Here is a 12,759-nt window from a genome sequence, read left to right as displayed (position 1 = left end):
CGGTGTACGGGGCCGGCACCTCGCCGCCATCGGACCGCAGGTCCGGCCGCGCTCGCGGGTGGCGTACCGCTTGTTGCCCCCTTCTAGGCTGATCAGGTGACAATGGGCGGATATCGGCTCGGAGTGGACTTCGGCACCTCGTCGACGGTGGCGATACTCGCGGCCCCGGACGGGCGGGCACGGCCACTGCTGTTCGACGCCTCGCCGCTGCTACCCTCCGGGGTCTTCGCCGGCCGGGCCCCTGGGCTGCTGCTCACCGGAGCGGACGCCGAACGCGCCGTGGCCACCCACCCGGCCGGCTTCGAAGCCAATCCGAAACGGCGTATCGACGACGGAACGATCTGGCTCGCCGAACGGGAGATCACCGTCGTCGACGCGATCGCCGAGGTACTGACCCGGGTCAGCAACGAAGCCCGACGCGTCGCGCGCAGACCACCGGACACGGTGGTGATCACCCATCCGGCCGGGTGGAGCCGCACCCGCCTCGCAATCCTGGCCACCGCCGCCGAACGGGCCGGACTCGGCGGCTGCGGCCTCGTCCCCGAACCGGTCGCCGCCGCGGCCTACTTCGCCACCGTCCTCGACCACGACCTGCCGTTCGACCGCCACCTGGTCGTCTACGACCTCGGCGCCGGCACCTGCGACGTCAGCGTCGTCCGCCGCACCCCCGGCGGGCCGCAGGTCGTGGCCACCGCCGGGCTCGATGACGTCGGCGGCCTCGACATCGACGCCGCCGTCGTGAGTCACGCCCGGTCGCTGACCGCCACCGCCACCGACGCGTGGGGACGACTCGACTGGCCGCAAACCCCCGCCGACCAGCGGGCCCGCCACCTGCTGTGGCGCGACGCCCGAACCGTCAAGGAACAACTGTCCCGCCACACCACCGCCGACCTGCACATCCCGCTCGTCGACACCGTCATCCACCTGACCCGCGACGAACTCGAAACGGCGGCCCGCCCCCACCTCGACCGCACCGTCAACCTGACCACCCGGATCCTCCGCGACGCCGGCATACCCCGCGAACACATCACCGGGATCCTCCTCGTCGGCGGCTCCTCCCGGGTCCCCCTCGCCGCCTCCCTGCTGCACCGCGCCCTACGCATCGCCCCCACCACCCTCGACCACCCCGAACTCGTCGTCGCCGAAGGCGCGCTCCACACCACGGCCAACGAACCCACCCCACCCGCGACAGCGCCTCCGGCCCCCGCCGAACCACCGGCCGCACCACCCCCGACCACCGATGACGCTCCCCACCAAACCGGTCAGCCGACGACGACCGGCAACACCCCGGGCAAGGTGAAACCCGACCCAGGCGTTGCCGCCGCCCTCGTCCGCTGGCCGCACTGGCCACCTCGAACCCGACGCGACAAAGCCGCCATCGGCGGCGCCATCGCCCTGGTACTGGCAGTCGTCACCGCCACCAGCCTGCCGAGCTTCCTACCCACCAACCCCGACTCGTCCGGCCCCCGGCCCCAGACCACCGCCACCCCCTCTGGCGACAGTCCACCGAACAGCACCGCCCCCACCGGCCGACGCACGTCGAACGCCCGTAGCCTGACCGGCCACACCAACATGGTCGCCAGCGTGGCGTTCAGCCCTGACGGTAAAACTCTCGCCAGCACCGGTATGGACGAAACCGTCCGGCTGTGGGACGTGGCCGCCGGCAACGCCACCGCCGAGTTCCTCGGCCACAGCGAGAGTGTCTATGACGTGGTGTTCAGCCCCGACGGCAAAACCCTTGCCACCGCCGGCTTCGACGACGTCGCTCGACTGTGGAACGTGAACACCGGCAAGACCACCGCCAACCTCACCGGCCACGACAGAATCGTCACCGGCGTGGCGTTCAGCCCCGACGGCAAGACCCTCGCCACCGCCAGCGACACCATACGGCTGTGGGACGTGGCCGCCCACAAGGTCGTCGCCACTCTCACCGAGCCCACCTGGTTCCACAGTCTGGCGTTCAGCCGAGACGGCAAGAGTCTCGCCGCCGCCAGCATCGACGAAACCGTACTGGTATGGGACGTTGCCACCCGCAAGGTCACCGCCACCCTCACCGGCCACACCGACACGGTCCGCAGTGTGGCGTTCAGCCCTGACGGCAAGACCCTCGCCACCGCCAGCGACGGCAAGACCGTACGGCTGTGGAACGTTGCCACCGGCCAGACCATCGTCACCCTCACCGGTCACACCGACACGGTCAACGGCGTGGCGTTCAGCCCCGACGGCAAAACCCTCGCCACCGCCAGCAGCGACCACACCGTACGGCTGTGGAACCCTGCCACCGGCCAGACCATCGTCACCCTCACCGGCCACACCGACACGGTCAACGGCGTGGCGTTCAGCCCCGACGGCAAAACCCTCGCCACCGCCAGCAGCGACCACACCGTACGACTGTGGCGGGTCACTCCTGACGCCATCAACGGCGAGGGAGGGCAGCGTGCAAGAGCTGCCCCCATGCCGGCGCGGGCACCGCGGTCGTCGTTGACCGTCGGGTGGCGTGGGCCGTTCCCAGGGATGGCGCAGATCGGTGGTGAGGTGGCGGGCGAGGCGTGGTTGGGTGTGGGGCGGTGATGATCAGCCAGGCCTACCGGTCGGCTGCTTGTGGGGTGCGGATCCTCGGCCGGTCCAGCCGAGACGTCCGATATCCGTCGAGGTCAAGGACCGGGGATGATCTCCCAGTGGACACGGACGAAGCCCTGCGCCTGACTCGGTCGCAGGTGTGGTCGGACCGGGCCAATGCCGGGCGCCATCTGAGCGCTGTTGCCGGGCAGGAGCCGGTGGATGCCGCGGTGCGCGATCTCCTTCTCGACCGTGGTGACACCGCGGTCACCGAGGCGACTGCTGAGGCGCTGCTGAGGCGTGGTGACGCACCGGCGCTGCGGCTGCTGGCCGCGGTGTGGCACGTCGCGGCGCCGCAGACAGCGGACCATCTCGGCGCTGCCCTGAGCCGCGTCCTGTTCGAACTGTCCTGCGCCGACTTGCGGAGTCGCTTGCGGTTCCTAGCCGCGGTGGAGGGCCTGCTGGCCGAATCTGATCCGGATGTTCGCGCCGATGCTCGGGATCTGCTCGATGAGGTTGCCCAGGCACTACTCGACTGACTTCAGGGGCTTACCGTCGTCACCGGGGCGAAGGCCTTGGTCGGATCGTATAGCTGTTCGGTGGCCAAGCAGCGGTAGAGACAGCCGAGGAGCCGGTTGAACAGGTGGCGTAGGGCGGCGGGGTGCCGGACGCCGTGGTCGCGGCGCCGAGCCGTCACGATCGTCTGCGGTTGCGGCCCACTCGGTACGGCGTGTCGACGGTCTGAGCCGCAGACGATCAAGAGCCGGCGGCGGAGGAAGGCGGCCACAGCCCCAGCTTCGCGGGGTTGACCACCAGGTTCAGCTCGGCGATCCGACCGTCGGCGACCTCGACGCCGATCACGCCGCAGACGGCTCCGTCGAGTTCGAGTACGAACCCGTGCCCGCCGGCGTCGACGAGCACCAGGCGTCGTTGTCCTGGTGCTCGTCGACGAGTTGCCCGTGCGACCCTTCCGTCCACCCGACGCGACACGCCACACTGGATGGAGACCGCCAGGGGGCAACAGAGGAGGAGGCGGAACATGCTGAACTTAGAGGCACTCATGATGGCTGCCTTGACCACGGCGTTGATCCTCGGAGGAATCGTCGTCGTCTTCATACTGATACTGGCCTGGTCGACTGGCACCCCGGTCTCCTCGTTCTTCACCAGCTCCAACGGATCCAGCCGCCGCGGCGAGGGCGGCGGTGGAGACTTCGGCGGTGACGGTGGCGGGGACGGCGGCGGCGGGGACGGTGGCGGCGGCGGTAGCGGGTGACGGGTCGCCTCCGGGGCGACGACGGCCCCACCTTCACCTTCGACTACGCCGGCACCCCGACCGACGCCTGGCCCGAACGGACCCGGGTCACACCGGCGGGCGCACGGGCCGCCGCCCACGAATTCCTGACCAGTGGCGGCCGGCCGGCCCTCGAACCTCGGCTGGAACGTCGTCGCCGACTAACTTGATCTTCAACCCGTGCGGCGTGGTCCAGACGTGGCACAGACGCAACAAATTGGCATCCGAGAGGGCTGGAGCATCTGCCTCGCTCAGCCGGCAAACCTTTTCGCGAGTTCTCGCATCCGTCGCGCGCCCTCGGCCACCTGGTCGCCGGTGAGGGGCGCCCCGGGCATGAAGCCCAGGTGCTCGATCTGGTCGGCGAAGCGCAGGCATTCCCGGTGGGCGTGTTCGCGGCAGGCGAGACAGGTGACGCTCTCCGGACGGGTGGAGGTCATCGCGTAGGGCACCTGGACTCCGCAGCCGGTGGTGACGACGGTCGGAGCGTCCGTCGCGCGGCCCAGCATCGACACGACGAGGTTGCGGGTGTCGGCGTCGGCCTTCGGCACCTTGCGCTCGACGTGGATGTGCGGATCCGGGTCGCTCGTCTGCATCCGCGCCTCCGTGTTCGTCGCGAGTCAGGTTACCGCCCGACGCCGCGACCCGGTGTGGGCTGATCCCGCTCAGACCCGACCGCCGCCGGCACGAACCTGCCGGCGGTGGTCGGCGCCAAAGGTCAGTCGCGTTCGATGAGGTGGCCGACGACACCGGGGCCGAGCATGACCGGGGTGCCGGAGCCGTCTCGGCGCTGGTCGACCGGCGGCAACTCGACCGGCTCGCCGGTCTCGGTCGCGCCGGCCGGCCGGGGGCCGATCCAGGCTACGGTCAGCTCCTGCTCGCCCTTGAGGAACCGCTGGGCGCGGACCCCGCCGGTGGCGCGGCCCTTGGCCGGGTACGCCTCGAACGGGGTGACCTTCACGCCGACACCGGTCGAAGTGACCACCATCGGCTCGCCGTGCGCGGCGTCGTCGGTGCGTACGGCGCCGAAGAAGACGACCCGGGCGTCGTTGGCGAGGTTGATGCCGGCCATGCCGCCGCCCTTGATGCCCTGCGGGCGGACGAGGTTGGCGCCGAACCGCAGCAGCGAGGCGTCGGAGGAGACGAACGCGAGCGTCTCGGTGCCGTCGGTGAGCCAGGTCGCGCCGACGATCTCGTCGCCTTCGCGCAGGCTGATGACCTCGAACTCGTCGGAGCGTACGGGCCATTCGGGGGCGGTCACCTTGACCACGCCGGCCCGGGTACCGATGGCGAGGCCCGGGGAGCCGGCGCCCTGCTCGCCGAGCGGGGCGAGAGCGACGACCCGCTCCCCCGGTTCGAGCGGCAGGAGTTCGCTGGCGGACATGCCGCCGCTGAGCGAGACGGTGCCGGCCTGTTCGGGCAGGACCGGCAGCGGGAGTACGTCGGTCTTGAAGGCGCGGCCGGTGTTGGTGACGAGGAGCACCTGGCCACGGGCGGTGGAGTGGACGAGGGAGCGTACGGTGTCGTGCCGGACGCGGCCGTTGCGGCGGCGGCCCTCGGTCGCCTCCTCGGATTCGGCGGCGGTCCGGGCGACGAGCCCGGACGTGGACAGGATGACCTGGCAGGGGTCGTCGGCAACCTCGAGCGGGCCGGCGGGCGCGGACGCGGCGAGGACCTCCTTGAGGTCGCCGTCGATCAGCGTGGTGCGCCGGGGCGTGGAGAACTCCTTGGCGACGGCGGCCAACTCGTCGGAGACCACCTTCTTCAGCACCGACTCGTCGTCGAGGATCTTCGACAGTTCGGCGATCTCGCCGCGCAGCCGCTCCTGCTCGGTTTCGAGTTCGATGCGGTCGAAGCGGGTCAGCCGGCGCAGCGGGGTGTCGAGGATGTAGGTGGCCTGGACCTCGGTGAGCGAGAACTCGCTGATCAGTGCCTCTTTGGCGGCCTGGACGTTGTCGCTGCCGCGGATCAGCGCCACCACCCGGTCGATGTCGATCAGGGCGATGAGCAGGCCGTCGACCAGGTGGAGGCGTTCCTGCCGCTTGCGGCGGCGGAAGCTGCTGCGCCGGGTCACCACGTCGTAGCGGTGGGCGAGGAACACGTCGAGCAGCGGCTTGAGGCCGAGGGTGCGGGGCTGGCCGTCGACGAGGACGAGGTTGTTGACGCCGAACGACTGCTCCAGCGGGGTGAGCCGGTAGAGGTCGGCGAGCAGGGCCTGTGGGTTGACGCCGACCTTGCACTCGATGACGAGCCGGGTGCCGTTCTCCCGGTCGGTGAGGTCCTTGACGTCGGCGACGCCCTGCAGGCGGGCCGCCTGCCGCTGGCCGCGGCGAGGGCCGGAGGTGATCGGCTTGCCGCGTACCTCGTCGGTGACCGCCTCGATGACCTTCTCGGCGCCGACGCCGTACGGCAGCTCGACGACGGTGATCGCCTGCCGGCCGCGGCTGCCCTCGACCGGGCCGATCTCGACCTTGGCCCGCATGCGGACGACACCGCGTCCGGTCTCGTAGGCGCGGCGGACCTCGTCGAGGCCGAGCAGCATGCCGCCGGTGGGCAGGTCGGGGCCGGGTACGAACTCCATGAGCTTGTCGAGGCTGGCGTCGGGGTGCCTGATCAGCCAGCGGGCGGCGGCGACAACCTCGCCGAGGTTGTGCGGGATCATGTTGGTCGCCATCCCGACCGCGATCCCGGAGGTGCCGTTGACCAGCAGGTTGGGGAACGCGGCCGGCAACACGGTCGGCTCTTCCAGCGAGCCGTCGTAGTTGGCCTTGAAGTCGATGGTGTCCTCGCCGAGTTCGCCGACGAGCAGCATCGCCTCGCGCGACATCCGGGCCTCGGTGTAGCGGGAGGCGGCGGGTCCGTCGTCGGGCGAGCCGAAGTTGCCGTGGCCGTCGATCAGCGGGGTGTTGAGCGAGAAGTCCTGGGCGAGCCGGACCATGGCGTCGTAGATCGCGGTGTCGCCGTGCGGGTGGTACTTACCCATGGTGTCACCGACGACGCGGGCCGACTTCACGTGCGGGCGGTCGGGGCGGTAGCCCTGCTCGCTCATCGAGAACAGGATGCGCCGGTGCACCGGCTTGAGGCCGTCGCGGGCGTCGGGCAGCGCACGCGAGTGGATGACCGAGTAGGCGTACTCCAGGTAGGAGTCCTCGACCTCGGTGGTGAGCGGATTGTCGATGATCCGCGCACCGGCCTGGTCGAACGCGGACAGGTCTACCTTGGGTTGGTTGCCCTTGCGGCGTGCCATGGTTCAGCCTTCTGTTCGGACGTACCGGGCGGGTCGGACTGGGTGACGCCGGTCAGGCGTCGATCGTCTCCTGGTCGACCCGGTCGGCCGACTCGATGAGCCAGTTCTTGCGGGGTTCGACCTTCTCCCCCATCAGCAGTTCGAGAACCCGTTCGGCGGCCTCGACGTCGTCCAGCGTGATCCGCCGTACGGCGCGGCTGGCCGGGTTCATCGTGGTCTCCCACAGTTCGTCGGCGTTCATCTCGCCCAGACCCTTGAACCGCGGGATCGGCGTGACGACCTGCTTGCCGGCCTTCTCCAGCCGGGCGACGGTGCCGGTCATCTCGGCCTGGGTATACGTGTAGATCGTCTGGGTGTTGCGGCCCTTGGTGGTGATCTTGTGCAGGGGCGGCATCGCCGCGAAGAGCCGTCCGGCCTCGATCACCGGCCGCATGTACTTGGCGAACAGGGTGATCAGCAGGGTACGGATGTGCGAGCCGTCGACGTCGGCGTCGGCCATGATCAGCACCCGGCCGTAGCGCAGCGCGTCCAGGTCGAAGGTGCGGCCCGAGCCGGCGCCGAGGACCTGGACGATCGCCGAGCACTCGGCGTTGTCGAGGACCTGCTGCAGGTTGGCCTTCTGCACGTTGAGGATCTTGCCCCGGATCGGGAGCAGCGCCTGGTATTCCGACGAGCGGGCCAGCCGGGCGGTGCCGAGCGCGCTGTCACCCTCGACGATGAACAGCTCGCTGCGGCCGATCCCGGTCGAGCGGCAGTCGACCAGCTTCGGCGGCATCGACGCACCCTCCAGGGCGGTCTTGCGCCGGGCGGCGTCCTTCTGCTGCTTCTGGGTGAGCCGGACCCGGGACGCGTCGACGATCTTCTGCAGTACGGTGCGGACCTCGGCCCGGCTGCGCCGGTCGTCCAGCCAGGACCGTAGCTGCCGTTCGACGACGGTCTGGATGACCCGGGTGATCCCGGCGGTGGACAGTTCGTCCTTGGTCTGCGAGGTGAACTGCGGCTCGGGGATGCGGACGTGGATGACGGCCGTCATTCCCTCGAGGACGTCGTCGAGGACCGGCGGATCCTCCTTGGCCTTCAGCAGCCCGCGGGTGTTCTTCACGGCGTCGGCGAGGGCGCGCAGGGTGGCGCGTTCGAAACCCTTGCGGTGGGTGCCGCCGTGGGCGTTGCGGATGGTGTTGGTGAAGCTCTCGACGGTGCGGTCGTAGCCGGTCCCCCAGCGCAGCGCGACCTCGACCTCGGCCCGCCGTTCGACGCCGGCCTGCATGACGCCGCTCTCGTCGGCGGCGTTCTCCTTGTAGGTGCCCTCGCCGGTGATGACCAGGGTGCCGGAGACGGCCTTCTCGCCGGTCGGGGCGAGGAACTCCACCATGTCGGTCAGCCCGCTGGGGAAGTGGAAGACCTCCTCGGTCGGACCGTCGCCCTCGGCCGCGTCACCGGTCAGGTCACGCAGGACGTAGGTGACGCCGGGCACGAGGAACGCGGTGTTGCGCAGCTTGGCGCGTACGGCGGCGACGTCGAGGGTGGCGCCGGACTCGAAGTAGCGGGCGTCGTACCAGTAGCGGATGGAGGTGCCGGTCGCCTCACCGCGCTTCATCTTGCGGGCGATCCGCAGCCCGGACTCGGGCGTGTGCGGGGCGTCGGGGTCGGGGCCGTCGAAGACCCCGGGTACGCCGTGCCGGAACGACATCTCGTGGACCTGCCCACCGCGGCGTACGGTGACGTCGAAGCGCCGGGCCAGGGCGTTGACCGCCGAGGCGCCGACGCCGTGCAGGCCGCCGGAGGTCTTGTAGCCGGAGCCGCCGAACTTGCCGCCGGCGTGCAGCCTGGTCAGCACCAGCTCGACGCCGGACAGGCCGGACTTGGCGTGCCGGTCGGTGGGGATGCCACGGCCGTCGTCGTCGACCTGCACCGACCCGTCGGCGTGCAGGATCACCTCGACACGGGTGGCGTGCCCGGCGACGCCCTCGTCGGTGGAGTTGTCGAGGATCTCGTTGACGAGGTGCCCGACACCGCGACTGTCGGTGGACCCGATGTACATGCCGGGCCGCTTGCGGACGGCGTCCAGACCCTCGAGGTGGGTGAGGTCGTCAGCCCCGTAGAGGGCCTCGGGCTGTGCGGTCAACTCGTCGTACTCCCAGCTCTGGCAGGTGGGCTCACCCGCTTTCGGGCCTGTTCGTTCCGGTGGCGTCCGGTGGGACACCGCCCGTGAGCCTAACCGGCCGGTCGGACATCGGTCGGCGACCGGCCGGTGGCCGGACCTGGATTACTCGCGGATTTCGATCTAGTTACATGTGACGCTTGCCGCACGCAGTTAGCAGCCTCTATGGTGTGGAAGCGCTTACGAAAGCGCTTTCGCAAGCGCTCTCTGGCTACTACGACGGATTGGTTGGCTTACCTTGTCGAAGCCCAGATGGCTGCAGAAACGGCACCGGAGCATCGCCCTCGCCGCCGCCGCGGTGCTGGTGGCCACGCTGCCCGCGACCCCCGCCGGCGCCACCGCGAACAGCGCGCCGAACTCGAACAACGCCCCGATCACCGACCCGATTCCCGAGGACCCGACCCCGGCCACCCTCGGCCTGGTCGTCGAGGAGTTCGCGAGCTTCCCGAAGTCGGAGCCGGTTCCGGCACCGACCGACCAGCGCCTGGTGCGACACGCCCGGATCAACTACCTCGGCGAGGTCCCGGACGGGTCCGGCCGGCTCTACGTGCCCGACCTCAACGGCAAGCTCTACCTGGTCGAGAACGGCGTCAACCACGACTACCTCGACGTCGGCGCCACCTTCGCCCCCGACTTCTGGTCCGGCCGCGGCCTGGGCAGTGGGTTCGGTTTCGTGACGTTCCACCCGAAATTCGCCCAGAACGGCAAGTTCTACACCACGCACACCGAGGCCGGCGCCGCACTGACCTCGAAGACCCCCGACTTCACCACCCAGCCGAACACCGTCGTGCACAGCGTGGTCACCGAGTGGACCGCGACCGACCCGGCCGCCGACACGTTCAGCGGCACCCGGCACGAGGTCATGCGGATCGGGTTCGCCACCTACATCCACGCCATCCAGCAGATCGACTTCAACCCGACCGCGAAGCCCCGCGACGACGACTACGGCCTGCTCTACCTCGCCGTCGGCGACGGCGGCATCGGGGTGAACACCGACGAGCCGCAGAACCTCGGCACCCCGCAGGGCAAGATCCTGCGCATCGACCCGCTCGGCACCAACAGCACCACCGGCCGCTGGGGCATCCCGAAGAAGAACCCGTTCGTCAAGAAGGCCGGCGCCCTCGACGAGATCTACGCGTACGGGATGCGCGACCCGCACCGGTTCAGCTGGGACCCGGGCACCAACAACCGGATGTTCCTCGGCCACATCGGCGAGCACGCCATCGAGGCCGTATACGAGGTCCGCGCCGGCGACAACCTCGGCTGGAGCGTACGCGAGGGCGCCTTCGTCTTCGACAAGAACGACCGCTGCAACCTCTACCCGCTGCCGAACAACGACCGCGGCTACGTCTACCCGGTCGCCGCGTACGACCACGACCCGCCGGCCGGCTGGCCGTGCACCAGCGACAGCGGCCACGCCATCAGCGGCGGCTTCGTATACCGCGGCGACCTGCCGGCCCTGCGCGGCAAGTACGTCTTCGGCGACCTGGTCGAGGGCCGGGTGTTCTACACCGAGGCGAACCAGATGCGCCGCAACAAGGAGAAGCTCGCCAAGCTCCACCAACTGCACCTCTTCGACCAGGCCGGAAACCGGGTGAACACCCAGGACCTGGCCGGCGACGGCCGCGTCGACCTGCGCTTCGGCACCGACGCCGACGGCGAGCTCTACCTGCTGTCAAAGGCCAACGGCAAGATCTGGAAGGTCACCGAAACCCGCCGGGTCAAGGCCAACCCCGACGTGCACCCCAGCATCGAGCGGAGCCTGGCCGCCTACTACGACTTCGAGACGATCTTCCCGCCGGACCGCGCCCTGGAACTCGACAAGGGCTACTCCGGCACCGACATCCGCCTCGTCAACGGCGGCCCGGACATGCGGGTCAAGGACGGCGCCTACCCGGGCAGCAACACCTCGATCCAGACCAAGCAGGTCAACCCGACCGTCGCCGGCAACGACGACTGGAAGGCCGGGATCTTCAACCAGAACGGCGTACCGACGCTGAACGCCTTCAACCGGACCAAGGGCACCACGGTGATGGGCTGGTTCAAACTGACCGGGCCGCACAGCCCGGCGCTGAACTCCAACACCGCCAACCCCGACGACCGCTACAACGCCATCGGCCTGGCCGGCATCCTGACCGGCGACTCCGACGGCCACGGCGTCCGCGCCCTGCTGGAGCTGATCAACGTCAACGGTGAACTGCGCCTGGTGGCGCTCGGCCGCCGGCTCGACGGCGGCGCCTCGCAGACGTTCGCCGCCAGCGAGGACTGGCGCACCCTGCTGCCGCAGAACGAGTGGGTGCACCTGACCGCGACGTTCGACTTCGACAAGGGGACGATGGCGCTGTACCGCAACGGCGAGAAGGTCGACGGCTTCTACACCGCGACCGGCGACCCGTGGCAGGTCGGCGGTGAGGGACCGCACTACACCACGCCGACCGACCCGCGCGGCATCAAGATCGGCGGCTCCTACCCGCAGGACACCCGGGAACAGAACCCGTGCGACTGCCGGATGGACGCCCTGATGTTCCTCGACCGCGTGGTCACCCCGTCCGAGGTACGGGCCCAGTACCGCCTCGTCACCGCCGGAAGCTGACCGGCAGGTGAGAGCCGGGGTACGGCGGGTAGTCCCGACCCGCCGTACCCCGGCTGGCGTCTGCACCCCGAGCTGGGTGCGCAGCATCTCCAGGGTGGACGTCGACCTCGTGACGCCACTGCCCGACCCGCGACGCGGCCTGATCCGGACGGATTCGGCTCGCTCCCGGGAGCGGCAGGTCACGGGTGGGGATGGCTGGTGATGCCGTCCAAGAGGGTGGTCAGGTTGTGGTGGAAGGTCTCGTCGGCGTTGAGGTGGGCGCCGTCGATGACGAGCCGGGCCACAGTGGGATAGCGGCCCGTTTCGAGCATGCGTGTCAGGTAGGGCCCGAGAGCGGCCTGCCAGGTGGACACGTCGGTGCCGGTGGAACGGGCGGTGCGCCGCTCGGTGATCTCCGTACGGAGCGCCCCGACGACAAAGGCGTTGAGGGCGCCCGATGCTCGCTGGAGATCGTCGATACCGCGCACGCCAGGGGCCTGACTGAGCGCCGCCGCGGTCGATTCGCCCACGGCGAGCGCATGAGGTCCTATGTGTGGCCTTGCGCCCAACAGATCGGCGAACCACTCATGTTCAAGAGCGGCGTCGCGGGTCCGGTGAACGATGGCCAGGATCGTGGCGCGCCACTCGGAGTGCTGGCCGGCCTCGGCGATCTGGGCGTACACGGCGTCGACCATCAGATCGAGCAGTTCGGACCTGTTGACCACATAGTCGTAGAGCCGCATCGGACCGACCCCGAGCTCCTTGGCGATCTTGCGTACCGATAGCCCGTCGAGGCCGTGCGCGTCGGCGAGCCGGACCGCCGTAGCGGCGATCTTCGCGCGACTCAGCGGCACTGGCGCCGCCCGCGGCTGAGGCTCGGACCGTTCCCAGACGGGAACCGGCGCGCTACCGTACGGCGTATCCATACGATA

General features: G+C 69.9%; 9 protein-coding genes and 1 pseudogene. 5 read left to right on the top strand and 5 right to left on the bottom strand.

Annotation, left to right across the window (positions count from 1 at the left end; translation table 11 throughout):
- Positions 1 to 102 precede the first annotated feature (102 nt).
- Both AB0I42_RS20580 and AB0I42_RS20575 read left to right on the top strand, forming a co-directional pair.
- Positions 103 to 2,385 (top strand): annotated as a pseudogene (locus tag AB0I42_RS20580) (Hsp70 family protein); the annotation flags it as partial.
- A 293-nt stretch (positions 2,386 to 2,678) separates the two neighbouring features.
- Complete coding sequence (locus AB0I42_RS20575) at positions 2,679 to 3,098, top strand: hypothetical protein (RefSeq protein WP_357539141.1); 420 nt, start codon at positions 2,679 to 2,681, stop codon at positions 3,096 to 3,098.
- A gap of 217 nt (positions 3,099 to 3,315) precedes the next feature.
- Here the strand turns inward: AB0I42_RS20575 and AB0I42_RS20570 are convergent, their stop codons facing one another.
- Complete coding sequence (locus AB0I42_RS20570; RefSeq protein WP_357539140.1) at positions 3,316 to 3,480, bottom strand: hypothetical protein; 165 nt, start codon at positions 3,478 to 3,480, stop codon at positions 3,316 to 3,318.
- A 79-nt stretch (positions 3,481 to 3,559) separates the two neighbouring features.
- On the opposite strand from AB0I42_RS20570, the gene AB0I42_RS20565 reads away from it, so the two are divergent.
- Both AB0I42_RS20565 and AB0I42_RS20560 read left to right on the top strand, forming a co-directional pair.
- The gene (locus tag AB0I42_RS20565) at positions 3,560 to 3,832 is read left to right on the top strand and encodes a hypothetical protein (RefSeq protein ID WP_357539139.1); all 273 of its coding nucleotides are present in this window, start codon (positions 3,560 to 3,562) and stop codon (positions 3,830 to 3,832) included.
- Entirely contained in the window at positions 3,829 to 4,020 is a 192-nt protein-coding gene (locus AB0I42_RS20560; protein ID WP_357539138.1) for an Imm1 family immunity protein, read from the top strand. The genes AB0I42_RS20565 and AB0I42_RS20560 overlap by 4 nt, the downstream gene beginning before the upstream one ends.
- Positions 4,021 to 4,101: 81 nt before the next feature.
- Here the strand turns inward: AB0I42_RS20560 and AB0I42_RS20555 are convergent, their stop codons facing one another.
- The 3 genes from AB0I42_RS20555 to AB0I42_RS20545 all read right to left on the bottom strand — a co-directional run bounded on the left by AB0I42_RS20555 (position 4,102) and on the right by AB0I42_RS20545 (position 9,219).
- Positions 4,102 to 4,443, bottom strand: coding sequence for a hypothetical protein (locus AB0I42_RS20555; RefSeq protein ID WP_357539137.1), 342 nt, complete (start codon positions 4,441 to 4,443; stop codon positions 4,102 to 4,104).
- Positions 4,444 to 4,565: 122 nt separating this feature from the next.
- Positions 4,566 to 7,094 (bottom strand): DNA topoisomerase IV subunit A, encoded by a 2,529-nt coding sequence (locus AB0I42_RS20550; protein ID WP_357539136.1) that lies wholly within the window; start codon positions 7,092 to 7,094, stop codon positions 4,566 to 4,568.
- Positions 7,095 to 7,146: 52 nt separating this feature from the next.
- Positions 7,147 to 9,219 carry a DNA topoisomerase IV subunit B gene (locus AB0I42_RS20545; protein WP_357539178.1) on the bottom strand — a complete coding sequence of 691 codons (2,073 nt, stop codon included), beginning with the start codon at positions 9,217 to 9,219 and terminating at the stop codon, positions 7,147 to 7,149.
- A gap of 274 nt (positions 9,220 to 9,493) precedes the next feature.
- Here AB0I42_RS20545 and AB0I42_RS20540 point away from each other — a divergent pair, with 274 nt between their 5' ends.
- Positions 9,494 to 11,848, top strand: a complete 2,355-nt coding sequence (locus tag AB0I42_RS20540; protein ID WP_357539135.1) for a PQQ-dependent sugar dehydrogenase — start codon at positions 9,494 to 9,496, stop codon at positions 11,846 to 11,848.
- A 179-nt stretch (positions 11,849 to 12,027) separates the two neighbouring features.
- On the opposite strand, the gene AB0I42_RS20535 is transcribed toward AB0I42_RS20540, so the two are convergent.
- The gene (locus AB0I42_RS20535; protein ID WP_357539134.1) at positions 12,028 to 12,753 is read right to left on the bottom strand and encodes a TetR/AcrR family transcriptional regulator; all 726 of its coding nucleotides are present in this window, start codon (positions 12,751 to 12,753) and stop codon (positions 12,028 to 12,030) included.
- Positions 12,754 to 12,759: the final 6 nt, after the last annotated feature.

Origin of the sequence: Polymorphospora sp. NPDC050346 (assembly GCF_040655695.1) — a bacterium.
In the GTDB taxonomy this organism is placed as follows: Bacteria; Actinomycetota; Actinomycetes; order Mycobacteriales; family Micromonosporaceae; genus Polymorphospora; species Polymorphospora lycopeni.
This window is presented reverse-complemented; position numbering and strand designations above follow the sequence as displayed.